The organism is Flavobacterium petrolei (assembly GCF_003314435.2).
In the GTDB taxonomy this organism is placed as follows: domain Bacteria; phylum Bacteroidota; class Bacteroidia; order Flavobacteriales; family Flavobacteriaceae; genus Flavobacterium; species Flavobacterium petrolei.
Genome location: NZ_QNVY02000004.1, coordinates 65,974 through 89,953, shown reverse-complemented (window position 1 = coordinate 89,953; position 23,980 = coordinate 65,974). Strand labels below are relative to the sequence as shown.

22 protein-coding genes and 1 other RNA gene are annotated in these 23,980 nt (G+C 33.3%); 14 read left to right on the top strand and 9 right to left on the bottom strand.

What is annotated here, in order from left to right:
• Positions 1 to 43 precede the first annotated feature (43 nt).
• The 7 genes from DR871_RS12225 to DR871_RS12195 all read left to right on the top strand — a co-directional run bounded on the left by DR871_RS12225 (position 44) and on the right by DR871_RS12195 (position 7,007).
• Positions 44 to 1,228 (top strand): DUF418 domain-containing protein, encoded by a 1,185-nt coding sequence (locus tag DR871_RS12225; protein WP_207209808.1) that lies wholly within the window; start codon positions 44 to 46, stop codon positions 1,226 to 1,228.
• An 84-nt stretch (positions 1,229 to 1,312) separates the two neighbouring features.
• The gene (gene pyrR, locus DR871_RS12220; protein ID WP_091168558.1) at positions 1,313 to 1,852 is read left to right on the top strand and encodes a bifunctional pyr operon transcriptional regulator/uracil phosphoribosyltransferase PyrR; all 540 of its coding nucleotides are present in this window, start codon (positions 1,313 to 1,315) and stop codon (positions 1,850 to 1,852) included.
• A 46-nt stretch (positions 1,853 to 1,898) separates the two neighbouring features.
• Positions 1,899 to 2,825 carry an aspartate carbamoyltransferase catalytic subunit gene (locus DR871_RS12215; RefSeq protein ID WP_113666634.1) on the top strand — a complete coding sequence of 309 codons (927 nt, stop codon included), beginning with the start codon at positions 1,899 to 1,901 and terminating at the stop codon, positions 2,823 to 2,825.
• Positions 2,826 to 2,898: 73 nt separating this feature from the next.
• On the top strand, positions 2,899 to 3,231 hold the full coding sequence (locus DR871_RS12210; RefSeq protein WP_113666635.1) for a ribonuclease Z: 333 nt from the start codon (positions 2,899 to 2,901) through the stop codon (positions 3,229 to 3,231).
• An 88-nt stretch (positions 3,232 to 3,319) separates the two neighbouring features.
• Positions 3,320 to 4,225, top strand: coding sequence for a ribonuclease Z (locus DR871_RS12205; protein ID WP_113666636.1), 906 nt, complete (start codon positions 3,320 to 3,322; stop codon positions 4,223 to 4,225).
• A gap of 96 nt (positions 4,226 to 4,321) precedes the next feature.
• Entirely contained in the window at positions 4,322 to 4,966 is a 645-nt protein-coding gene (gene pdxH, locus DR871_RS12200; protein WP_113666637.1) for a pyridoxamine 5'-phosphate oxidase, read from the top strand.
• A 379-nt stretch (positions 4,967 to 5,345) separates the two neighbouring features.
• On the top strand, positions 5,346 to 7,007 hold the full coding sequence (locus DR871_RS12195; RefSeq protein ID WP_113666638.1) for an MFS transporter: 1,662 nt from the start codon (positions 5,346 to 5,348) through the stop codon (positions 7,005 to 7,007).
• A gap of 113 nt (positions 7,008 to 7,120) precedes the next feature.
• On the opposite strand, the gene fsa is transcribed toward DR871_RS12195, so the two are convergent.
• The 3 genes from fsa to ffs all read right to left on the bottom strand — a co-directional run bounded on the left by fsa (position 7,121) and on the right by ffs (position 8,964).
• Positions 7,121 to 7,777 carry a fructose-6-phosphate aldolase gene (gene fsa / locus DR871_RS12190; protein WP_073353076.1) on the bottom strand — a complete coding sequence of 219 codons (657 nt, stop codon included), beginning with the start codon at positions 7,775 to 7,777 and terminating at the stop codon, positions 7,121 to 7,123.
• A gap of 206 nt (positions 7,778 to 7,983) precedes the next feature.
• Entirely contained in the window at positions 7,984 to 8,787 is an 804-nt protein-coding gene (locus tag DR871_RS12185) for an SDR family oxidoreductase (RefSeq protein ID WP_113635701.1), read from the bottom strand.
• A gap of 79 nt (positions 8,788 to 8,866) precedes the next feature.
• An RNA gene (gene ffs / locus DR871_RS12180) (signal recognition particle sRNA small type) lies at positions 8,867 to 8,964 on the bottom strand.
• A gap of 87 nt (positions 8,965 to 9,051) precedes the next feature.
• Between ffs and DR871_RS12175 the strand changes: the two genes are divergently transcribed.
• Together DR871_RS12175 and hutI are read left to right on the top strand one after the other, a co-directional pair.
• A complete protein-coding gene (locus tag DR871_RS12175) occupies positions 9,052 to 10,128 on the top strand; it encodes a glutaminyl-peptide cyclotransferase (RefSeq protein ID WP_113666639.1) in 1,077 nt (358 codons plus the stop codon).
• Between the two features lie 12 nt (positions 10,129 to 10,140).
• On the top strand, positions 10,141 to 11,379 hold the full coding sequence (hutI, locus tag DR871_RS12170; protein WP_113666640.1) for an imidazolonepropionase: 1,239 nt from the start codon (positions 10,141 to 10,143) through the stop codon (positions 11,377 to 11,379).
• Between the two features lie 51 nt (positions 11,380 to 11,430).
• Here hutI and DR871_RS12165 read toward each other — a convergent pair whose 3' ends face one another.
• A complete protein-coding gene (locus DR871_RS12165; protein WP_113666641.1) occupies positions 11,431 to 12,315 on the bottom strand; it encodes a hypothetical protein in 885 nt (294 codons plus the stop codon).
• 101 nt (positions 12,316 to 12,416) lie between these two features.
• Here DR871_RS12165 and DR871_RS12160 point away from each other — a divergent pair, with 101 nt between their 5' ends.
• The 3 genes from DR871_RS12160 to DR871_RS12150 all read left to right on the top strand — a co-directional run bounded on the left by DR871_RS12160 (position 12,417) and on the right by DR871_RS12150 (position 15,680).
• On the top strand, positions 12,417 to 13,457 hold the full coding sequence (locus DR871_RS12160) for a formimidoylglutamase (protein ID WP_113666642.1): 1,041 nt from the start codon (positions 12,417 to 12,419) through the stop codon (positions 13,455 to 13,457).
• A 311-nt stretch (positions 13,458 to 13,768) separates the two neighbouring features.
• Positions 13,769 to 15,025, top strand: a complete 1,257-nt coding sequence (locus DR871_RS12155) for a DEAD/DEAH box helicase (protein WP_113635688.1) — start codon at positions 13,769 to 13,771, stop codon at positions 15,023 to 15,025.
• Between the two features lie 178 nt (positions 15,026 to 15,203).
• Positions 15,204 to 15,680, top strand: coding sequence for an Hsp20/alpha crystallin family protein (locus tag DR871_RS12150; RefSeq protein WP_113666643.1), 477 nt, complete (start codon positions 15,204 to 15,206; stop codon positions 15,678 to 15,680).
• Positions 15,681 to 15,787: 107 nt separating this feature from the next.
• Here DR871_RS12150 and DR871_RS12145 read toward each other — a convergent pair whose 3' ends face one another.
• The 3 genes from DR871_RS12145 to aroC form a co-directional block, all read right to left on the bottom strand.
• A complete protein-coding gene (locus DR871_RS12145; protein WP_113666644.1) occupies positions 15,788 to 17,983 on the bottom strand; it encodes a response regulator in 2,196 nt (731 codons plus the stop codon).
• Between the two features lie 190 nt (positions 17,984 to 18,173).
• Entirely contained in the window at positions 18,174 to 19,454 is a 1,281-nt protein-coding gene (locus DR871_RS12140) for a dicarboxylate/amino acid:cation symporter (RefSeq protein ID WP_113666645.1), read from the bottom strand.
• Between the two features lie 112 nt (positions 19,455 to 19,566).
• Entirely contained in the window at positions 19,567 to 20,625 is a 1,059-nt protein-coding gene (aroC, locus tag DR871_RS12135) for a chorismate synthase (protein WP_113666701.1), read from the bottom strand.
• A gap of 183 nt (positions 20,626 to 20,808) precedes the next feature.
• Between aroC and DR871_RS12130 the strand changes: the two genes are divergently transcribed.
• Positions 20,809 to 21,648 (top strand): UDP-2,3-diacylglucosamine diphosphatase, encoded by an 840-nt coding sequence (locus DR871_RS12130; RefSeq protein WP_113666646.1) that lies wholly within the window; start codon positions 20,809 to 20,811, stop codon positions 21,646 to 21,648.
• A 115-nt stretch (positions 21,649 to 21,763) separates the two neighbouring features.
• A complete protein-coding gene (locus DR871_RS12125) occupies positions 21,764 to 22,267 on the top strand; it encodes a hypothetical protein (RefSeq protein ID WP_113666647.1) in 504 nt (167 codons plus the stop codon).
• A 50-nt stretch (positions 22,268 to 22,317) separates the two neighbouring features.
• On the opposite strand, the gene DR871_RS12120 is transcribed toward DR871_RS12125, so the two are convergent.
• Together DR871_RS12120 and bshA are read right to left on the bottom strand one after the other, a co-directional pair.
• Positions 22,318 to 22,746, bottom strand: a complete 429-nt coding sequence (locus DR871_RS12120; RefSeq protein WP_113666648.1) for a protease complex subunit PrcB family protein — start codon at positions 22,744 to 22,746, stop codon at positions 22,318 to 22,320.
• Between the two features lie 70 nt (positions 22,747 to 22,816).
• Positions 22,817 to 23,950: an N-acetyl-alpha-D-glucosaminyl L-malate synthase BshA gene (gene bshA, locus DR871_RS12115; protein WP_113666649.1), complete on the bottom strand. Its 1,134-nt coding sequence runs from the start codon at positions 23,948 to 23,950 to the stop codon at positions 22,817 to 22,819.
• Positions 23,951 to 23,980 lie beyond the last annotated feature (30 nt).

Genomic DNA, 23,980 nt, shown 5'->3' with positions numbered 1-23,980 from the left:
TATTTTTGAATTTTATTATTTCTATGCAAACCAAGCTATCAATATGACTAACATTACTTTAAATTTAAAATCTCCAAGAATAGAAGTGGTAGATGCCTTACGTGGTTTTGCCATTATGTCTATTATGTTACTTCATAATGTAGAACATTTTGAATATTATCATTTGCCTGAAAATTTTCCTGCTTGGCTTGTCGCTATGGATAAAATAGTTTGGGACTCTATGTTTTTCATTTTTGGAGGAAAATCATATGCCATTTTTGCGCTTCTTTTTGGGTTTAGTTTTTACATTCAAAATGATAATCAAGCTAAAAAAGGAAATGATTTCCGGGGGCGATTTTTTTGGCGTATGATGCTATTATTAATTTTCGGACTTATAAATACTGCATTTTATCAAGGAGATATTCTGACCTTATATGCTTTTCTTGGCCTTTTATTAATACCAGTTGTAAGCTGGAGTAACAAAGCCGTTTTTATTACGGCTGTTATATTGATGCTGCAACCTTTAGAATGGGCAAGATGTATTTATTATATGCTGAATCCAGATTATGTAGCACCACCTAACGTATCAACTGGGTATTATGAAGGTATTGCTCTTTATATGAAAAATGGTTCTTTTCTAGATTATGTAGTAGGAAACTTGACGTTAGGAAAAATTGCTTCCCTGTTATGGTCATGGGAAAATGGAAGATTTTTTCAGGCTCCGGCATTATTTTTATTTGGAATGTTGCTGGGTCGAAAACAGCTTTTTGACACAACCGATGCAAACCAACAGTTTTGGAAAAAAGTATTACTGTATTCAAGTATTTTATTTATACCATTATTTGTTTTAAAAACTCATACGGTAGATGTTATAGGAAGAGTAACATTATCTAATAAACTCACCATTATATTTGCTTCTTGGTCAAACGTAGCATTTATGTTAGTTCTCGTTTCAGGATTTATTTTATTGTATCAAAAGGAATCTGTTAATAAAGTATTATCTAAGTTGATTCCTTTTGGAAAAATGAGTTTGACTAATTATATCATGCAATCCATGATTGGTTCCTTTATTTATTACCGATACGGATTAGGGCTTTTTGAATATACAGGTGCAACGTATTGTTTATTGATAGGTATTGTATTATTTATTATCCAATTGTTATTTTGTACCTGGTGGCTTAAAACCCATAAACAAGGACCTTTAGAAACGATTTGGCATAAAGCTACATGGATTTCATGGGGTAAATAATAAATGACTCTATTTTCTCCCTTTTTAATTATAAAATCATAAATTGGAATTTGTATATTTGCCAAACCAAACCACACAATTATTATGAGTCAAAAAGTATTACTTACTGCAAAAGAAGTTACTATCATATTACATCGTTTGGCCTGTCAATTAATCGAAAAACACTTAGATTTTTCAGATACAATATTAGTTGGAATTCAACCAAGAGGTGTTTTTTTGGCGGAGCGTTTAAAAGAAATTTTAGAAAAAGAATATCAAACTCCTGAAATTCAGCTTGGTTATTTGGACATCACTTTTTTTAGAGATGATTTTAGAAGAACTGATAAGCCATTAGAAGCCAATAAAACCAAGATTAATTTTATCGTCGAAAATAAAAAAGTCATTTTCATAGATGATGTTTTGTTCACTGGACGAAGCATTCGATCTGCATTGACTGCTATTCAATCTTTTGGACGACCTTCGGAAATTGAACTTCTAGTATTGATAGACCGACGTTTTAGTCGCAACTTACCCATTCAACCGGATTATAGAGGAAGGCAAGTAGACGCAATCAATAATGAAAAAGTAAAAGTGAGTTGGAAAGAAAATGAGGGCGAAGATGGCGTGTATTTAATTACAAGTTAGATTGCATTCAAACGCTGACTATTAAAAAATATAATCGTAAATAAAAATGAAAGAATTAAGCGTAAATCATTTGTTAGGAATAAAATACATCAACAAGAATGATATTGACCTGATTTTTGAAACTGCCGATCATTTTAAAGAAGTCATCAATCGACCAATTAAGAAAGTGCCTTCGTTACGAGATATTACCATTGCTAATATTTTCTTCGAAAACAGTACCAGAACAAAACTCTCTTTTGAATTAGCACAAAAACGGTTGTCTGCGGATGTCATTAGTTTTTCGGCCGCGCAATCTTCTGTCAAAAAAGGAGAAACATTGATAGATACCGTAAATAATATTCTTTCGATGAAAGTAGATATGGTAGTGATGCGACATTCCAATCCCGGTGCTGCTTATTTTTTATCCAAAAACGTAAAAGCCAGTATCGTAAACGCAGGAGATGGCGCACATGAACATCCTACACAAGCGTTGTTAGACAGTTATTCCATTCGGGAAAAACTAGGTGAAGTAGCCGGAAAGAAAGTAGTCATAGTAGGCGATGTTTTACATTCCAGAGTCGCTTTGTCCAATATTTATGCATTGCAAATGCAAGGCGCTGAGGTGAAAGTTTGCGGACCTAAAACGCTTATTCCAAGATATATTGAATCATTGGGTGTTACCGTAGAACCTGATTTACGAAAAGCATTAGAATGGTGTGATGTTGCGAATATGTTGCGTGTGCAAAATGAACGTATGGATGTCAATTATTTCCCGTCCACAAGGGAATATGCGCAGCAATATGGAGTTGACAAACCGCTTTTGGATTCTCTTAGCAAAGAAATTATAATCATGCATCCCGGACCTATTAATCGCGGTGTCGAAATTACAAGTGAAGTAGCTGATTCCAATCAATCCGTGATTTTACACCAAGTAGAAAATGGTGTAGCAATCAGAATGGCAGTTATTTATCTTTTGGCTTCAAAAATTCAATAAACTAATTTAAAACTTTGTAAATTAGCTACTTATAAACCACACTGCCATAAAGCAGTCTTTGAAATTTAATACAATGAAAGTAGATCAAAAAGGACATACGGTAATAATTAGGGATACTCAGGGTGATTTTACTTCTTTTTTAATGAAGGTTACTCATCAATACAAAACTTTCGAAAAACACAATATCATAATTGATCTTTTGATGCATAATGATTTGTCAACAAATGATATTAAATTATTTATGCCGTTATCAAAACAACATAAAAAATCTAAAAAGTCATTTGTAATCGTTACTTCTGATTTTGATTATAATGCTGTTCCTGCTAAATTAACAGTGGTGCCTTCGTTATTAGAAGCGCATGATATTATAGAAATGGAAGAGATTGAAAGAGATTTAGGCTTTTAAATTAGTTGATTCGGTTACTTGTTTAGCCGCCTAATTTATTTAACCAAATATGCATAACCGATTAAACAAATAACCGAATAAATTAAAATTGAAACTAACAATCCTTGGTTGCTATGCCGCAACACCCCGAACATTTACCAATCCAACTTCCCAGATTTTAGACATAAAAAACAGACTTTTTCTGATTGATTGCGGGGAAGGAACACAAGTGCAATTGCGCAAGAATAAAATCCGATTTTCTAAAATAAACCATATTTTCATTTCCCATTTACACGGAGACCACTTTTTTGGATTAGTAGGTTTAGTATCCACATTTACTTTACTGAATAGAACGACGGATTTACATATTTATGGTCCAAAGGGCATCAAAGAAATTATCAAGTTGCAACTGCGTTTGTCTAATTCCTGGACGAATTACGGTTTATTTTTCCATGAATTGGAATCTCTGGAAAGCGAAATTATTTTTGAAGATGAAAAAGTTTTGGTCAAAACCATTCCTTTAAAACATCGTGTCTATACAAACGGTTTTTTGTTCCAAGAAAAAATTGGAGACCGAAAACTGAATTTGGATGCCGTCCAAAATTATGAAATAGAGAGTTGTTATTACCAAAAAATAAAAAACGGAAAAGACATTACATTGGAAGACGGAAGAGTAATAGAAAACGAAAAGTTGACATTTGATCCTATTCCGGCAAAGAATTATGCTTTTTGCTCTGATACAGTTTATAATGAAGCCATGCTTCCAATTATAGAAAATGTAGATATTTTATACCATGAATCTACTTTCCTGCAATCTGAGGAAAATCTGGCCAAAAAAACATTACATTCTACTGCTAAAGAAGCGGCAACTATTGCTTTGAAAGCCAATGCTAAACAATTAATTTTAGGTCATTATTCGACTCGATATGAAAGTATCGAATTGTTTAAGGAAGAAGCCGAAACTATTTTTCCCGAAATACTCTTGGCTGATGACGGAAAAAGCTTTGAGTTTTAATTAAAAGAAAACAATTTTAAGCATCAAATAACAGCTGAATTTTTCGATGATTTTAAATCGAATGGTTCAGCAATCAACATTTTTAAAATAAAAATTATGAATGACTTAAGTAATTACAGAAAATCATACGAGAAGAGTGAATTATTGGAATCTACTATCCCAGAAGACCCAATAAACTTGTTTAACCGATGGTTTCATGAAGTAGAAGACTTTGGAGGTGACAGTGAAGTTAATGCGATGACAGTAGCTACAATAGGCTTAGATGGTTTTCCAAAATCTCGAGTTGTATTGTTAAAAAAGTTTACTGAGGAAGGTTTTATTTTTTACACCAACTACAATTCAGAAAAAGGTAAAGCTATCACAGCAAATCCGAATGTTTGCCTGTCTTTTTTTTGGCATACGATGGAGCGTCAGGTAATCATCAAAGGAATTGCAAAAAGAACTTCGGAAATAACCTCTGACAGTTATTTCGAATCCAGACCCGATGGAAGTAAACTGGGAGCAATTGTGTCCAACCAAAGTGAAGTGGTGCCTTCGAGAGAATATTTAGAAGAAAATCTAAAACAGTTAGAAAAAGATTTTGAGAGTATGGTAATTCCAAGACCGAAACATTGGGGCGGATTTTTAGTAACTCCTTTAGAGGTAGAGTTTTGGCAAGGAAGGCCAAATCGATTACACGACAGAATTCGGTATACAGGTCAAGAGGATTATTCTTGGAAAATAAACCGTCTTTCTCCTTAACCAAATAAAAAAATAATTTTCAAATATGTTTTTCAAATTTTAATTAACTCCTGCAACTACAAAAAACGGACTTCCCTATTTATCGAATCCTAATATTAATCTTGTTTTCGTGTAAATTACTATTCAATTACTGAATCAAACAATATTGATACGTCTTAGATTGAAATACCAAAATCCATATTTCTTAATAATCAAATTAAAAAAATTTAAATTCAAAAAAGTTTGAAAAAAAAGCAGGTATTTTCAACAATAATTGGTTATTCAATAATTCTAACAATATTTAGTCTAAATTATTTTTTTTTAATTTACTTAACAAATATATTTACGGTCTTACAGCAATAAAAAGTATTTAACACTAATCATTAACCCATTTATACCTATGAATTCAGAACAAACAAAGTCTAATAATTCCGCGCTCTATACGCTCATAACCGTATTTTTCTTTTGGGGTTTTATTGGAGCTTCAAACGGAATTTTTATTCCATTTTGCAAAGCTAAATTTGGCTTAGACCAATTTCAAAGTCAACTAATCGATTTTGCTTTTTATGGTGCTTACTATATCGGAGCGTTATTACTTTTCATTTTTAGTAGTATTGCAAAAAAAGATATTCTTAACGGTTGGGGATTCAAAAAAGGAATTATTTACGGCTTATTGGTCAGTACATTTGGAGCTGTACTTATGATAATTGCAGTAACACAAGGAAGTTATTTGTTTATTCTAGGCGCATTATTCATTGTTGCTCTTGGTTTTTCACTACAACAAACATCGGCTCAGCCTTTTGCAGCCTCTCTTGGTGAACCACATTCCGCTTCCAGCAGATTGAATCTTGCAGGAGGAATCAATTCATTGGGAACCACTATAGGACCAATAGTAGTATCTATAGCCTTATTTGGAGTTATTGCAGGTGTAAATATTGAAGAATTTGCTCAAAAACCAGATTCATTAGATTCAATGAGAATTTTATATGTATTTGTAGGTGGACTATTTTTATTGGCTGCAGCCTTATTCCATTTTTCTAAAAAGTTACCGTCTGGAAAAAGTGATTCTACTTTTGAAACAGCTAACAAAGCTATGAAAACCTTAATTGCCATAACTGTAATTTTGGTTGCCATTTTTGCTTATATATTTTCTCGTTATGAAGATGCTGAATTTATCACTCGTTTTATAGAGAACAAGGAAAAAGATTACTTAGGGTTAGCCTTAACGGCTTCTACCCTTTTAGTGGTCGTTATCGGATTATTCTTTGCAAATACAACTGCTCAAAAAAATCCTGAAGGATGGGGAGCAATGAAATACCCACAATTAGTTTTGGGAATGTTAGCCCTTTTCGCTTACGTAGGTGTCGAGGTAACTATTGGAAGTAACTTAGGTGAATTATTGGTAACGGCTGATTTTGGTTCTATTTCAGGTCCAGCTTTGGCGCCATACATGTCTATGTATTGGGGAAGTTTGATGATTGGACGTTGGGCAGGAGCTATTACGGTTTTCAACCCATCATCACAATTAAAGAAAATTTTACTTATCGTTGTTCCTTATATCGCATTTGGAGTAGTTTTAGCTGCTAACGCCATTTCCGGACAAGATGTAACGCCTTTATATGCGTACGCATTTGTAATTTTGTTCCAAATCGCTGGTTTCTTTTTAGGAAAAGACCAACCATCAAGAACATTAATGATTTTTGGTATAATGGGAATGACAGCTATGCTTATTGGTTTATTCACTACTGGAACGATCGCTATTTTTGCTTTTATGAGCGGTGGATTATTCTTAAGTATTATGTGGCCTTCAATTTTCTCATTAGCAATTGCAGGTTTAGGAAAATACACGTCTCAAGGTTCAGCCTTCTTGGTAATGATGATTCTTGGTGGTGGAATTATCCCGCCATTACAAGGAAAATTAGCGGATATTATCGGAATTCATACGTCTTACTTCATTCCTGTTTTATGTTTCGCTTTCATTGCGTTCTACGGATGGAAAGTAATTGGAATTTTAGAAAAACAAGGAATCGGAAAAGAAATAGAAGTTGGTGGAGGACACTAATTTCAAAACAAACTAACCAAAACCAAACCAATAAAAAAACTCCCATTTTGCTAAGCATAATGGGAGTTTTAATTTATACCGAAATCTCAAATCAGAAATCGTTAATCTTTAATCTATTTATTTCCTTTCTCGAAATCAGCAACAAACTGTGCCAATCCAATATCAGTCAATGGGTGTTTCAACAAACCGTAAATAGCAGATAATGGTCCAGTCATTACATCAGCACCAATTTTAGCACAGTTTACAATGTGCATGGTGTGACGCACTGAAGCAGCAAGAATTTGAGTTTCGTAACCGTAGTTATCATAAATTAATCTGATTTCTTCAATCAAAGCCAATCCGTCCGTTGATACATCATCCAAACGACCAATGAATGGAGAAACATAAGTAGCTCCCGCTTTTGCAGCCAATAAAGCCTGTCCAGCCGAAAACACTAAAGTCACATTTGTTTTAATTCCTTTATCCGAAAAATATTTAGCAGCCATAACTCCTTCTTTAGTCATAGGCAATTTCACCACGATTTGCTCGTGTAAATCCGCTAACTCTTCTCCTTCTTTAATCATTCCGTCGTAATCCAAAGCATTAACTTCGGCACTTACATCACCATCAACTAGGTTACAAATATCAACATAATGCTTCAAAATGCTGTTTTTCCCTGTAATTCCCTCTTTGGCCATCAACGAAGGATTTGTTGTAACGCCATCCAAAACGCCTAATGCCTGTGCTTCTTTAATCTGAGCTAAATTAGCCGTGTCAATAAAAAATTTCATATTATATAAATTAATTGTGTGTTTCTAATTCTTTGGGCGTGACCCTTCATGAAAACTTCGGGTCGGGCTTTCCGTTACAATCTTTTATTTTTTAAAGAAAAAAATAAAAGGATTTTCACTGCTATCCCTCACGCAAAATAAAATACCTAACAGCCACTGGTTGTTCTCTTCTTAATCTCAAATCTCACGCAAATTTCCGTACAAAATTACAATTTATAATGGTTCATCAACATTTTTTCATATACTTTATCGGGTAAAATTCTTTTCAAAACAATTGAGAACTTTTGCATAAAAACACCCACTTTATAATGAATTTCAGGTTCCCGAGTTTGTATAATCTGATAAACTGCTTCTGCCATTTCATTAGGGTTACTGCCGCTATCCACATGTTCATCCATAGTTTTCAATGTATTTCCGTATGGAGTTTCGTAAGCCGAACCTTTTAGAACCGGAGCATGAAAACGTCCCGATGCAATATTTGTCGCAAAATCTCCCGGAGCCACATTAGTAATATGCACACCAAACGATTTTACTTCCATTCGCAATGCTTCAGTTATGAGTTCTAAAGCTCCTTTTGAAGCAGAATAAACACTCCTGTAAGGCAAGCCCATATACCCTGCAATCGAAGTGACATTGATAATCAAACCCGAGCTTTGCGCACGCATTTGGGGCAAAACCGCTTTCATCACTTCAATTGGACCAAAAAGATTAGTCTCAAAATTATTCTTGATTTCATGCATAGGAATTTCTTCCAAAGGCCCCGTAATCCCAACACCAGCGTTGTTAATAACAACATCTAATCTTCCGGAGATCGAAATCACTTTGGCAACAGCCGCATGAATCGAATCCGCATCCCGAACGTCCAAAGCCACTAAAGGAAAAACCGAATTCAAAATTCGATCCGGATTCCTACTGGTTCCATACACAACAAAACCTTTATGATGCAAAAATTCGCCAATAGATTTTCCTATTCCGGAAGAACCACCTGTAATTAGAACTACTTTATTCATGATTGTTGTTGTTTATGATACGAAAGGTCCAAAAATAAAAAAATCCTCCCGAAGGAAGACTACTTTTGTAATAAATAAAAAATGGCAAGCGACCTACATCGCACCGCTCAACCACGTACCCTTGCTATGTTCCCATCCTGGGGGAGTCTGCAGGAGCTGGTCGTGTAGGACTTGCCGGTGCAAAGATACAATCTTTTTATATTTTTACAAGACCTTTAATCATTAAAAATAACATTGTATATTGGTACAACAAAAAAACAAATCATGAAAAATTATAACTTCCTATCTGTCATTTTATTAGGAATCACCTTAGCAAGTTGCAACGAAACAAAAAAAGGTGAAAATACTTTATTTGCCTTTGATAATTCCAAATTTAAGGAACAATATAAACCACAGGAAGCGCTTTCCTTGGATATTTTGAACTCCAATTCCAAAACTATTGACAGTGTTATCTACTATGTAAATGACAAAAAAATTGGATCAAAAAAAGGAGTTGACAAACTAACTTTTGAATTGAAAGATCAAAAATTGGGTTATCAAAACCTAAAAGCTTTGGTCTATTACGAAGGTCAAAACTCAGAAGCTACTGCAAGAGTAGAATTAGTTTCTGATATTCAGCCAAAATTATTAAAATACACCATTGTAAATACGTATCCGCACGATATTCAAGCATACACACAAGGGCTAGAATTTTACCGAGACACGCTATATGAAGGAACTGGAAACGGCTCAGGAAATAGTACCGGAATAAAAGGAATCTCAAGTTTAAGAAAAACAAATTATAAAACTGGAGAAGTTTACAAAAAAGTGGAATTGGCAGACAAATATTTTGGTGAAGGGATTACGATTCTTAATAACAAAATATACCAATTAACGTGGCAAAATAATGAAGGATATGTGTATAATGCGGATACCTTCAAAAAGGAAAAAACGTTTACCTATTTCAAACCTATCGAAGGTTGGGGATTAACAAATGACGGAAAATATCTTTATCAATCAGATGGTACCGAAAAAATTTGGATAATAGATCCAACCACATTCAAAGAAGTAGATTACTTGAACGTGTATTCCTTTGAAACAAAAATAAAAGCTGTCAATGAACTCGAATGGATTGACGGTAAAATTTATGGAAATGTGTATCAAAAAGATGCTATTGCTGTCATCAATCCAAAAAACGGAGCGGTTGAGGCAATTATTAATCTTGCCGATTTAAAGAAAAAAATAACTCAATTACCGGATACGGATGTCCTAAATGGAATTGCGTACAACCCTAAAACAAAAACCATTTTTGTAACCGGTAAAAATTGGAACAAAATGTTTGAAATCAAAGTTTCTGAATAATTATCATATAAAATGACAACATTAATCATCAATATCAAAGAGTTGCTCCAGGTTCGGGATTCTTCAATTTTGAAAGTGTCGGGTGCTGAAATGGCGATTCTCCCAAGTATCAAAAATGCCTATTTAGTACTTAAAAATGGACTTATTTCTGATTTTGGCTCTATGGAGGATTTGCCTAACATAAATCCAGAAAAGTGTATTGATGCAGACGGAAAAATAGTTTTACCATCTTGGTGTGACAGTCATACCCATATTGTGTATGCGGGAAATCGAGAACAGGAATTTGTAGATCGAATCAATGGTTTGACTTATGAAGAAATCGCTAATCGTGGCGGTGGAATCCTAAATTCAGCTAAAAAACTGAACGAAACTTCCGAAGAAGAAATCTACCAACAATCCAAAGCGCGACTGGAAGAAGTCATGCGTTTGGGAACCGGAGCAGTAGAAATCAAATCAGGATACGGATTAACCGTTGCTGGAGAATTGAAAATGCTTCGCGTGATTCAGCGATTAGCTCAAAACTATCCCATTACCATAAAAGCGACTTTTTTGGGTGCTCACGCTTTTCCATTAGAGTTTAAAGAAAACCATAAAGGTTATATCGATTTAATCGTCAATGAAATGCTCCCTGAAATTGCCAAAAATAAATTGGCACATTTCATCGATGCATTTTGTGAGACCGGTTATTTTACTGTTGAAGAAACCCAGCAAATTATGGAGGCCGGAATTAAATTTGGCTTAAAGCCAAAGATTCACGTCAATCAGTTCAACTCCATCGGAGGAATTCAGGCGGGAATAAAATACAATGCACTTTCCGTAGATCATCTAGAAGTAATGAAACCGGAAGACATTAAAGCGTTGGAAAATACTGATACAATGCCTGTTGCATTGCCTTCTTGCTCTTATTTTTTGAGTATTCCTTATACGCCAGCTCGAGAAATGATTGCGGCTGGACTTCCTCTAGCTCTCGCTACGGATTACAATCCGGGTTCTACTCCATCCGGAAATATGAATTTTGTAGTAGCAACTGCGTGCATCAAAATGAAAATGACTCCCGAAGAAGCCATTAATGCTGCCACAATAAATGGAGCTTACGCCATGGGAATTTCTGAAACTAACGGAAGCATCACCATTGGAAAAAAAGCAAATCTAATTATCACAAAACCCATACCCTCCTACTATCAAATACCTTACGCTTTTGGCAGTAATCTGATTGAAACTGTACTTTTAGAAGGTGAAATTTTTGCATAAAAAAAAGAGGAACATTAAAGTTCCTCTTTTTTATTCGTATTTTTTGGATGATTATCTTAAGATAAAACTTGTTTTAGAAACCAATATATCAGTATCAAAAATATTGATAAAGTACGTTCCTTTAGCAAAATCTTTACCTTTAAGATCTTGAGTTACTTGAACAGTTTTATTGTCATATTGTACAACCGTTGTAAAACTGTAGGTTAACGTATTATCTCCAAAAGTTTGTGTTTTTTTGTCTCCTAAAACATTGTTTTTACTATCAATTACTTGAACGTAATACATTTTCTCACCAGATTTAGCAATCGGGTTTTCAGGAATTGTAAAACTAACTCTAAGAACATCAGCTCTGCTAGCTTTGTCTGTTTCAATTTGTTTTCCAGAACTTCTTAATTTAAAAGCCGATCCTCTTGTGTTTAAAACTGTCAATTTTGAACCAATTTCAACCGCTTTCGCTAATTCTTCGTTTTGACCTACCAAAACTTCATTGTATTTCTTTGATTCTCCCAAAACAACTACTGTACTATCACGTTGTGTAGTTAAAGTTGTATTTTGCTTTTTTAGCCCTTCATTTTCCGCCATTAAAACTTTCATATTGCCTTGCAGCGCGTTGAATTGAGTTCTATATTTTGACAATGAAGCCACATCACCTTTTGATTTGCTTAAATCAGACATTAAGTTTACCACTTTGTCTCTTTCCAAAATTAACTCATCAGACATTGAAGTGTTTTCTGCAATAGCAGCATCATAAGTCGATTTTAATTCCTGCAAGTCTTTCATCACCGATTCTTTCTCGGTCAACGTAGTTTTTAATTCCGTTTTAACAACTTCAGTATCAGAGGTCATTTTAAAAATGTAGATTAAACTACCCACTAATAAAATCGCCAATACAGCTATTACGGCTTTAAGACTTGAACTGCTTTTTTGATTTTCCATCTCGATTTAATTTTTATTTATTTACAAATTTAACAATATATAACTACCTAATAACGTAAGTTAACACAATTATATTATTTTTGACCAAAATATTTTTTTTAATGGAGAAGATTATCCCGTTCACAATTAAAGATCTCGCAAAGATAACCAACCACAGAAGTGGCGAAATAAAATTTGGAGAAAAAATGATAACCATTCCAAAAGATGCTGATCCTCTTGAATTTCTAAAAACTTGTGAAGCAAAATATGTATTGTTTGGTATTCCCGAAGATATTGGAATAAGAGCAAATTACGGTAGACCCGGAGCTGCTTCAGCTTGGGATAGCGCCATAAAAAGCATCGCAAATATTCAGCACAATCGTTTTTGTAAAGGCAGTCAACTTGTCGTTTTAGGTCAACTTGATGTAAGTGAACTTATGAATAATGTTGAAATTCTTGATTTTAATGATATTGATGACCGTTCTAAATTGAGTCAGCTTGTTGATAAAATTGATAAAGATGTATCGCATATCATTTTCAGTATTGTAAAATTAGGAAAAACTCCTATCGTTATTGGTGGCGGACACAATAATTCCTATGGAAATATAAAAGGAACTGCTCTTGCTAAAGGGAAACCTATAAATGCAATTAATTTTGATGCGCATTCTGATTTTAGAATTCTCGAGGGACGCCACAGCGGCAATGGTTTTTCATATGCTTTTGAAGAAGGTTTTTTGAAAAAATATTTCATTTTTGGATTGCATGAAAATTACACTTCAAAAAGTGTTTTGGACATTATTAAAAAAATTGAAGATAGAGTTCGATATATCACGTACGATAGCGTTAGTATTAGAAAAGAAAAAGACTTCGACCAAGAAATGATCTCCGCATTAAATTTTGTAAATGATGATTTTTTTGGAATTGAAATCGACTTGGATGCCATTCCTAACATTGCTTGCAGTGCTATGACAATGAGTGGCTTTTCTGTGGAACAATTACGTCAGTTTATTTCATTTTTTGGAAAAAATAAAAATGCTTCCTATTTGCATATTTGCGAAGGAGCACCCGATTTAGGAGAAGAAAAAAACAATCATCTGATAGGAAAACTGATAGGTTATTTGGTAACAGATTTTATTAAATCCAACAGCGCATTACCAATTTAAAAAAACACTTTGGACTAAAAGACTATTGATTTAGTTGGCAAACATGAAGTCTGCACCGTTACAATTCGAAATAATAGCCACGAATTTCACAATTTAGCATAAATCACTTCGTGAAAATTTGTGGCATTTTCTTGTCAAGCGAAAAACTAAATACACTAAAACAATTGATTTTACTTATTTTCAGAACCAACAACTTTTAAAAACTCCATAAATTGGGCTCCTAAAAAAGTTATAAAAAACTGTAAAAAATATTAACACTATCTTTGCCGAACTATCTATGTACTTAATACAAGATATTTAATATCCAAAATATGTTATTCGAAGATTTATCACTTTCAAAAAGTATACAAAAAGCCGTATTTGAACAAGGCTATCTGAATCCCACTCCTATTCAAGAACAATCGATTCCTCTAGTATTAGCGGGGAGAGATTTAATCGGATGTGCACAAACCGGAACGGGAAAAACAGGCGCATTTGCTATACCAATTATACATCAATTACACCGAATTGTAGGCTCGTCAAAAAAAGCCAAAGTAATCAGGTCTCTAGTTGTAACTCCAACGCGAGAATTAGCCGTTCAAATAGGCCAAAGCTTTGACGATTATAGCAAATATACTAATTTGACTCAACTGACGATTTTTGGTGGAGTTTCACAAAATCCTCAAGTTGATGCCTTAAAAAATGGTGTAGATATCCTGATAGCAACACCAGGAAGATTACTTGATTTACACAAACAAGGTTTTATTGATTTAGATCATTTGCATACTTTAGTTTTGGACGAGGCAGATCAAATGTTGGACATGGGATTTGTAAACGATGTAAAGAAAATTGTAAAGCTTACGCCAAAAAACAGACAAACTTTGTTTTTCTCAGCTACGATGCCAATTGCCATCCGAGAATTAGCCGAAATGTTTCTCACGGATCCTGCAACCGTAACTGTTTCGCCAGTTTCCTCAACAGCTGAAAACGTAGAACAAAGGGTTTATTTTGTTGAAAAGGCCGAGAAAAGAAATTTACTGTATCATTTGATTAAAAATGAAAATTTATCAGATGTACTGGTTTTTTCCAGAACGAAACACGGTGCTGATAATGTTGTAAAAGCATTACGAAAAAACAACATTGCCGCCGAAGCCATTCACGGTGACAAATCACAGAATGCAAGACAACGTGTTTTGGATGCTTTCAAAAATAAAGAAGTTGGCGTATTAGTAGCTACTGATATTGCTGCCAGAGGAATTGATATTGACCAATTGCCGTTTGTAATTAATTTTGATTTACCAAATATTCCTGAGACGTATGTTCACCGAATTGGTAGAACCGGTCGCGCCGGAAATGGCGGAATTGCAATCTCTTTTTGTAGTAAAGACGAGCACGGATATTGGAAAGACATTCAAAAACTGATAAAAGTTGATGTTAAGACCGTGAATGATCATCCGTATCATTGGCATTCAGGCAGTCCGGAAACAGCGCCAGCATCTGCTGCACAAAAAAATTCAAACCGAAGCGGTGGAGCGCATAAGTCAAGAAAGTCTGACGCATCTAAACAAAATAAAAAGCGCTGGTATTAATTGTATTTCCAAATCAATTTTTCAGCTGTAAGAATTGCCCTTTTAACCAAAACATAAAAACGTAATTAAACGTTAATACATTGTTATTCAACGTTTTAAATGTTAAAAGCGGTTTGTAAAAATAATTAAATCAATACATTTGATTTAAGATATTATAAACAACTTTAAACACAAAATTATGGAAACTTTAGTTAAAAGAAACGGATTAGTGCCAGTAATGAATACCAGTTTATTTCCTTCAGTAAATACATTTTTTGATGATTTTATCTCAAGAGATCTATTTGATTGGACTGATAAAAATTTTACCGCTATGGGCAGTAATTTACCTTCAGTGAATTTAAAAGAAACTGATGACAAACTACAAGTAGAACTAGCTGCTCCGGGAATGAAAAAAGAAGATTTTAAAGTTGAAATTGACAATAACATGCTCATGATTTCTTCTGAAAAAAAAGAAGAAAAAGAAGAAACAAGAAAAAAAGATAATTACGTTCGAAAAGAGTTTAGTTATCAATCCTTCTTTCGATCTTTTACTTTACCGGATTCAATTGATGAAAATAAAATTGAAGCAAGTTATAAAGATGGAATTCTTCATGTCGATATTGCAAAAAAAGACAATGGAAAGAAAAAGTTGTTAAAAAAAATTGCAATAAAATAATAAAATATTCAATTTTTAACAGATAAAAAATCGTTAAATCTAAGAGTTTGTATAAGACTTTAAAGATTTAACGATTTTTTTTTAGTACTTAAAAAATTTTCGTTTCTTTAATTTTTAGAGATTAAAATTGTTATGATTTTATACAATTTAACCGAATCAAAAGGTTTTATAATAATATCATTAATTCCAGCTGAGAGCGCTTCTTCTGTAATTTCAGCTTTATCAAAAGCTGTCAGTGCTACAATTGGTGTTTCGATTCCCATCAGACGAATTTTGCGAGTAGTTTCAAACCCATTTATTAGAGGCATATTGATATCCATCAGGATAATATCAAAATATTCTCTATCAAGGATTTCTAATGCGGCATATCCGTTATCAACTACGCTACATTTATAATTATTCTTTTCTATAGTTTTTTTGGTCACTAGCTGATTAATACGATTGTCCTCGACAACCAAAACATTTATGGAATGAGGAGGAGAAATATCAACTTGAATGTTATTGATGATATCAATTGTTTTCTCAGGATTGTATTCGAAAGCAATCAAGAACTTAAAAATAGTTCCCTGACCAATGGTGCTTTGTAATGAAATACTACTATTGAATAAACCTAAGAGTTGTTTTACTATTGAAAGTCCAAGTCCAGTTCCTTGATAATCCGTTTCTTTTCGACCTACCTGTACAAATTTATCAAAAATCTTCTCTTGATCTTCAGCTGCAATTCCAATTCCGTTGTCTTCAATTCTGAATTCTAAAAAATAAGATTTACCTTCCACTCTTTCTAAATTTACGTGTATTATTACTTCACCATTTACCGTAAATTTCAGAGCATTACTCACCAAATTCATAATGATTTGAGAAAGCCGTAATTTATCCCCAATTAAATATACTGGAATAGTAGGATCAATTTTTACTACTATAAAATTATTATTGTTTTTAGCTAAAAAGGAAAGTGAATTTTTGACCATATTAATTTCATCCGAAATATTAAAAGTCAAATTCTCCAAAATCATTCTATTATCTTCAATTTTGTTGATTTGAAGAATATCATTTACGAGAGAAAGCAAGTATCTAGCCGAAAATTTTAGCGAACTCAAGTGTGGACTGTCTGCTAATTCTTTATGCTCGTCCAACAACATATTTGTAATTCCAACCACTCCATATAAAGGAGTTCTGAGTTCATGGCTAATAGTTGATACAAATTGCGATTTTAAAACAGAAGCTTCCTCAGCTTTTTCCTTTGCAATTAGTAGTTGTTTGTTAGTCGCTGAAAGTTCTGCATTCAATTTTTTTTTGAAATTATTGTTTTTGAGCAAAGTATAAAGCAAAAGCAATAAAACGATGGATATTACTGTAAATAATACCAAAATCGTTTTAGATTTTTCAACAATTTGAAGTTGGGCTTCTTTTTCGATTTCAAAATTATCGATTTCTCTTTTGTACTCATCTAATTCAACATTAATTCCAGCAATATTAGCTTTCTCCAGTTTTTCCTTGTTGTAGAGTAATGCGGTAATTTCGTTGTATCGATTAAGGTTTTCGTACGCATTTTTATAATCACCTTTATTCAGTAAATGCTTAGAATATTCAAGATGTGCAAAGGATAAATCAGACTTTTCATTGACTTCATTCCCAACTTTAATAGCATTTAAAAAAGAACTAGTGGCTTTTTCATGATTGCCTTGTTGGGAATAATACATTCCGTTGAGCATATTTATAGCAGCAGCATTAGATTTATTACCGTATTTTAAATTGTACTTATTTACGAATTCTAAAAATGGATGTCCTTTTTCAAAATGGCCAACGTCAAAATAAGCCCAAGCAATATTCAATTTGGTCATGAAAATCTGATTAGTGTCCGCTATTTTTTGACTGTATTTAATAGCATTTTCATAGAAATTTATCCCTTTATTATATTGCTTCTTTTCAAAACAGTAAATGTTGCCTAAATTGTTATGAATCCTACTTTGAAGAGTATCATTACTAATCTTGTTAGCGTACTTTAATGCTTTATTGTAGAAATAAATAGCTTTGTCAAATTCAGCAAGTTCAGCGTAATTAGCAGCTATGGTAGTGTAGGAGATTGTGGTTGCAGCAGAATCATTAGCAGTAATGGCTTTTTGTAATGCTACCTTAGAAATTTCTAATGATTTTTCAAAATTAGCCTCCTTTAAATAGTGAGAAGCCAGATTCGTTAGTTTGGTAATTTCTTTTTCAGAAAAAATTTTTGTTTGTGCAAAAATAGTATTGTTAACCGAATTTACCGTCAACAATACCCACAGAACAACACGTATTTGATACATAAACAATTAAATTTTATCAAATATACATTATATTAATAAAAAAAAGAGTAAAAGTATAAATTATGTCTTAAAATCAAACACAAGAAAAGAAAAATTTAAAAGACAGTAAATATCCAATTATTTAAACAAAAAAACCTGCTCAATAATTGAACAGGTTAAAATAGATACTTTAAAATACTATTAATTTCTATTACTCGATAACAACTTCTTCTGTTTCATCAGCACCCTCCCATTGCCCTACAACTGAAGTCGCTAAAGCATTTCCTAAAACATTTGTTGCACTACGAAACATATCGCAAAAGTGATCAATTGGTAAGATCAAAGCAATTCCTTCAATTGGAATGTCGAACATACCGCATGTTGCGGCAACAACCACTAAGCTCGCTCTTGGAACGCCTGCAATACCTTTACTGGTAAGCATTAAAACTAAAAGCATTGTCATTTGAGTTCCTAAATCTAAATCGATTCCGTAGGCTTGCGCAATGAAAATACTAGCAAAAGTCATGTACATCATACTTCCGTCCAAATTGAAAGAATATCCAAGTGGCAACATGAAAGATACAATCCTGTCTTTGACACCAAAACGTTCTAATTCTTCTGTCAATTTTGGAAATACAGCTTCACTGCTGGTTGTACCAAAAGCAATAATTAACGGACTGACAATTCTTTTAAGCAAGACAGTCATTCTACTTTTCAGAAAAATATACCCCACTATAATCAATACTATCCAAAGTGATGAAATTCCAATTAAGAACGAACCAAAAAACTTAAAGTAAGTAATAGCTAATTCTTGAAAATCTCTTACCGCAAATACACCCGCAATAGCACCAAAAACTCCTATTGGAGCAAACTTCATTACATAGTTTACCATTTTCAGAACAATGTGAGATGTTTTATCTAAAGCGTTTGTAACTGGCTTCACATAATCTCCCAATGCAGCTGCGGCCAGACCAAAGAAAATAGAAAAAATGACAATTTGTAAAATTTCATTGGTTGCCATGGCTTCAAAAATACTTTTAGGCACAATATGTTCTATAAAGTTTTCAAAAGATATATTTTGAGTTTTCGCAGTAACTTCTGAAACTGAACCCATATCAACATTTGATAAATTAAGGCCAACTCCCGGTTCCAATATGTTTACAAAAAACATACCTAATAATAAGGAGATAAATGAAGCTGTAAAAAACCATCCCATCGCTTTTCCTCCTATTCTTCCTACTGCCTTGATATCACCAAGTTTCGCAATTCCTACCACTAAAGTTGTAAAAACCAAAGGAGAAATAATCATTTGAACCAATCGAATGAAAATTGTCGCCAGAATTTTGATTTTATTACTAAAATTTTGAGCCGATTCTGGAGAAATCGAATTGTGTATGATAATGCCTAAAACAGCACCCAAAACCATAGCAATTAATATTTGACCCGTTAATCCTGAAAAAAAAGATGGTTTTTTAGTTGTATTGGTATTCATTAATGTGTTTGTTAGGCTTCAGGACTTATTCTGATTAGAACACTATATTTTTCACTTACATTGAAGTTGAAAATCGGTAATGTTTATAATAGAAAAGCTCCAAAAATTAGTATTAATATGTTTTGTTTATCAAATAAAAATCAGCTAAAACAATCGCTGCCATTGCTTCAACAATAGGCACGGCACGTGGAACAACACAAGGATCATGGCGTCCCTTTCCAGTCATTTCCGTAATATTGCCTTTATTGTCTAAGGATTCTTGTTTTTGCATAATGGTAGCCACCGGTTTAAAAGCAACTCGGAAATAAATATCCATTCCATTACTGATACCGCCTTGTATTCCGCCTGAAAGATTGCTTTTTGTCGTTCCATCAGCATTATATAAATCATTATGTTCGCTACCTTTCATTTTTGCACCACAAAAACCACTGCCAAATTCAAATCCTTTTACGGCATTTATGGAAAGCATCGCTTTTCCAAGTTCCGCATGAAGTTTATCAAAAACTGGCTCTCCTAAACCAATAGGCACATTTTGAATCACACAGGTTACAGTTCCGCCCACAGTATCACCTTGTTTGCGAATATCTCGAATGTATTCTTCCATAATGACCGCTGCTTCTTCATCTGGGCAGCGAACCGGATTATTTTCAATTTTTGAAAAGTCTAAATCTTGGTATGGTTTTTCTAAAAATATTGGACCTACAGAAGAAACGTAAGCATTAATTTTTATTTCTGGTAACATTTGTTTTGCCACAGCACCAGCCACAACTCTGCTGGCAGTTTCACGAGCAGAACTGCGTCCGCCACCACGATAATCCCGAATTCCATATTTTTTTTCATATACATAATCGGCATGACTAGGTCTATAATTATCTTTTATATGGGAATAATCGTCTGATTTTTGATTGGTATTCGGAATGATAAAGCCAATTGGTGTACCTGTTGTTTTACCTTCAAAAATCCCAGAAAGAAATTGCACGTCATCTGGCTCTTTTCGTTGGGTAACGATAGCTGATTGACCTGGTTTTCTTCGTGACATTTCGAATTGGATTGCTTCTAAATCTATTGTGATTCCAGGAGGACAACCATCTATGATTCCGCCTAAAGCGTCACCATGGGATTCTCCAAAAGTTGTTATTCTAAATAGTGTTCCGTAGCTATTTCCTGCCATTATAATTTGTTTTGAACAAAAGTACCATTTTAGTTTAAAGTTCAAAATTTTAGCCTTTAAAGTTTTAACCAACATTTCACATTTATTGTTATTAAATTAATATTCTATGACATTTCTTAACTTTTAATTCCATTTCATTTGATAATATTTCGATTATTTTGCTAAACTTCAAATGAAAAAACCTTGAAAAAAAGAAAAGTCGAGTTAGTGGTAATTTCAGATGTGCATCTTGGAACTTTTGGAAGCCATGCCAAGGAACTTTACAATTATTTATCCGCCATAAAACCCAAGATTTTAGTATTAAATGGCGATATTATTGATGTCTGGCAATTTAGAAAGTCCTATTTTCCAAAAGCACATTTAAAGGTCATCCAAAAAATTATCAGTTTTGCTTCAAAGGGAACAAAAGTCTATTACATTACAGGAAATCATGATGAAATGCTCCGAAAATTCAGCGATATGAATTTGGGTAATTTTGCTTTAGTCGACAAATTAGTCTTAGATCTTGATGATAAAAAAGCATGGATTTTTCATGGCGACGTCTTTGATGCTTCTGTGCAGCACTCAAAATGGATTGCAAAATTAGGCGGATTAGGATATGACTATCTAATTCTTTTAAACCGATTTGTAAATTGGTGTTTGTTGAAAATAGGAAAAGAACCTTACTCTTTTTCTAAAAAAATAAAGGCAAGTGTTAAGAAAGCAGTAAAACACATTTCTGATTTTGAGAAAACAGCCACTGAATTAGCAATCGAAAAAAAGTATGATTATGTAATTTGTGGTCACATCCACGAGCCAAAAATGATTCAAAAAGAAACTAAAATGGGCAGTACAATGTATTTAAATTCCGGAGATTGGATTGAGAATCTTACAGCATTAGAGTACAATAAAAAACGTTGGAAATTATTTCGCTATTCGGAAATGAATTATGTTGAGGAAGATAATCTTTTTGAAATGGAAGATATTTTAAGCAATCAAGTCATTGCTTCCGTGCTATTCTCGAAACAAAACATTTTGATGTGATTCTCTTTTTTGGTCGCTGTGATTCCGGAATATGTAAATTATATAACTTATTTCTGAAATTTTATAAATATACATCTTACCTTAATATTACATTTGTATCAACAAAAACTCACTTATGAAAAAGATTATTTTATCGGCAATAATGTTAATGGGATTAGCATTTACTGCACAAGCACAGGATATTTCAAAAAATGCATTAGGTCTTCGTTTTGGAGATAGCGGTGGATTTGGTGCTGAACTTTCTTACCAAAGAGGTTTATCAGCTAACAACCGTTTAGAATTAGACTTAGGTTGGAGAAACAGAAGTAACTTTAACAATAATGACTACGATGACAGTGCTATCAAACTTACAGGTTTATACCAATGGGTATGGAACATTGATGGTGGTTTCAACTGGTATGCAGGTGTTGGTGGTGGTGTAGGTAACTACAGTTATGATAACAACAATACTTCATACAATGATACTTTTGCATTTGCTGCTGGAGATATCGGTATTGAATACAACTTTGACTTTCCTTTATTAGTATCTTTAGATTTCAGACCTGAATTTGGTGGAAGTGGATACTACAAAAACAACTATGGTTCTGATGTAGCTTTAGCTCTTAAATATCAATTCTAGTTTTATCCAAACAATACATGAAAACGGCCACTAGAAATAGTGGCCGTTTTTTATTTAATTATAATTTCTTTTTTTGAATTTATTTTGACAACACAAAAAGGAGTTGTAAAGGCCTGTGTTAACATGCTGCCCGGTTCAGGATTGGTTTCTTTTACGGTTATAATTACATTTTTATCTGTTTCAACAATATTTTCAATTCCTATACTATAACCGCCAGTTGTTTTCTCTCCCATATTCAAAACAATAAAATTCGAGTTTTGAATATCAGTAACACTAATCTTATCTTTCAAATTTTCATGATTCTGCAGCATTTTAATTTCGTTTGGCTCAGAAAGTATTTCAAAAAAACGAATATTTGCACCGCCATTAGATTGCTGTGTCAAAACTTCATATAATTTGCTTGTATCTGAAATCTTTGAAGAAGTAGTACTACATGAAGCAAGCGTAATAGCAAATGCGGAAAGAATTAGTTTTTTCATTTTTATATTTTTAAATAAACGGAAAAGCTTAAACTACTTATTCTCATTCATAAAATTATCAATCGAGAGTTTATAAATATTTATTAATGGCTTTTTGATACAACGCTTCATAAAGTGGCAAAATGTTTTTAATATCAAATTTTTTCGCAATTGATAAAGCATTTTCTTTAAACTGTTTCAGAACCAAATCATCCTTTAAAATTTTCAAGGCATTTTGAGCCATCTCATCCGTGTCTCCCACGTCACTTAAATAACCGGAAATACCTTCAAAATTTACTTCAGGCAAACCTCCGGAATTACTGGAAATGACAGGAACTTTGCACGCCATTGCTTCCAGAGCGGCTAAACCAAAACTTTCTGTTTCAGACGGAAGCAAAAACAAATCCGTTAGGCACAAAATTTTGTCAATTTCGTTACTGTTCCCAAAAAAGATGACTTTATCTAAAATTCCCAATTCCTGACATAAATATTCTGCTTTTTCTTTTTCAGGACCATCTCCTACCATCATCAGTTTCGCTGGAATCTCTTTCTGAATGTTATAGAAAATTTTAATTACATCAGGAATTCTTTTTACTTTTCTAAAATTACTGATGTGCGTAATAATTCGCTCATTTTCCTTTGCCATTACTGAACGTTGACAAGGAATACTCGGATCATTTATGTTTTTTTCCAATTCAATAAAATTTGGAATCACCTCGATTTCATTTTTTATATTGAATAATTTAAGTGTATCATCTTTCAAACTTTGGGAAACCGAAGTCACAAAATCAGATTTATTAATGCTAAAAGTTACGGCCGGTTTATAAAAAGGATGATTACCAACCAATGTAATGTCAGTTCCGTGTAAAGTAGTCACCATCGGAATATTGATTCCTTCATCTTTTAACATTTGCTTGGCCATATACCCCGCATAAGCATGCGGAATGGCGTAATGCACATGAAGCAGTTCTATTTTATATAATTTAACCATATCGACTAATTTACTAGACAAAGCCAATTCATACGGTTGATAATGGAATAAAGGATATTCAGGGACATTTACTTCGTGGTAATGAACATTTGGACTTAAAAGCGCCAAACGTACGGGCTGACTGTAGGTTATAAAATGGATTTCATGACCGCGACGCGCCAATTCTAGCCCTAATTCTGTAGCGACAACACCACTACCTCCAAAGGTAGGATAACAAACTATTGCAATTTTCATGTATGTAATTTAATGAAACGAAATTAAGAA

Bases quoted from the DNA above. Each gene is read 5' to 3' on its own strand.
- DR871_RS12195 (WP_113666638.1), top strand. From the start codon at position 5,346: ATGAATTCAGAACAAACAAAGTCTAATAATTCCGCGCTCTATACGCTC.
- DR871_RS12150 (WP_113666643.1), top strand. From the start codon at position 15,204: ATGGAAACTTTAGTTAAAAGAAACGGATTAGTGCCAGTAATGAATACC.
- aroC (WP_113666701.1), bottom strand. From the start codon at position 20,625: ATGGCAGGAAATAGCTACGGAACACTATTTAGAATAACAACTTTTGGA.
- DR871_RS12210 (WP_113666635.1), top strand. From the start codon at position 2,899: ATGAAAGTAGATCAAAAAGGACATACGGTAATAATTAGGGATACTCAG.
- bshA (WP_113666649.1), bottom strand. From the start codon at position 23,950: ATGAAAATTGCAATAGTTTGTTATCCTACCTTTGGAGGTAGTGGTGTT.
- DR871_RS12155 (WP_113635688.1), top strand. From the start codon at position 13,769: ATGTTATTCGAAGATTTATCACTTTCAAAAAGTATACAAAAAGCCGTA.
- DR871_RS12165 (WP_113666641.1), bottom strand. From the start codon at position 12,315: ATGGAAAATCAAAAAAGCAGTTCAAGTCTTAAAGCCGTAATAGCTGTA.
- DR871_RS12125 (WP_113666647.1), top strand. From the start codon at position 21,764: ATGAAAAAGATTATTTTATCGGCAATAATGTTAATGGGATTAGCATTT.
- fsa (WP_073353076.1), bottom strand. From the start codon at position 7,777: ATGAAATTTTTTATTGACACGGCTAATTTAGCTCAGATTAAAGAAGCA.
- DR871_RS12145 (WP_113666644.1), bottom strand. From the start codon at position 17,983: ATGTATCAAATACGTGTTGTTCTGTGGGTATTGTTGACGGTAAATTCG.
- pyrR (WP_091168558.1), top strand. From the start codon at position 1,313: ATGAGTCAAAAAGTATTACTTACTGCAAAAGAAGTTACTATCATATTA.
- DR871_RS12175 (WP_113666639.1), top strand. From the start codon at position 9,052: ATGAAAAATTATAACTTCCTATCTGTCATTTTATTAGGAATCACCTTA.
- DR871_RS12215 (WP_113666634.1), top strand. From the start codon at position 1,899: ATGAAAGAATTAAGCGTAAATCATTTGTTAGGAATAAAATACATCAAC.
- DR871_RS12160 (WP_113666642.1), top strand. From the start codon at position 12,417: ATGGAGAAGATTATCCCGTTCACAATTAAAGATCTCGCAAAGATAACC.
- pdxH (WP_113666637.1), top strand. From the start codon at position 4,322: ATGAATGACTTAAGTAATTACAGAAAATCATACGAGAAGAGTGAATTA.
- DR871_RS12225 (WP_207209808.1), top strand. From the start codon at position 44: ATGACTAACATTACTTTAAATTTAAAATCTCCAAGAATAGAAGTGGTA.
- DR871_RS12140 (WP_113666645.1), bottom strand. From the start codon at position 19,454: ATGAATACCAATACAACTAAAAAACCATCTTTTTTTTCAGGATTAACG.
- DR871_RS12120 (WP_113666648.1), bottom strand. From the start codon at position 22,746: ATGAAAAAACTAATTCTTTCCGCATTTGCTATTACGCTTGCTTCATGT.
- DR871_RS12185 (WP_113635701.1), bottom strand. From the start codon at position 8,787: ATGAATAAAGTAGTTCTAATTACAGGTGGTTCTTCCGGAATAGGAAAA.
- hutI (WP_113666640.1), top strand. From the start codon at position 10,141: ATGACAACATTAATCATCAATATCAAAGAGTTGCTCCAGGTTCGGGAT.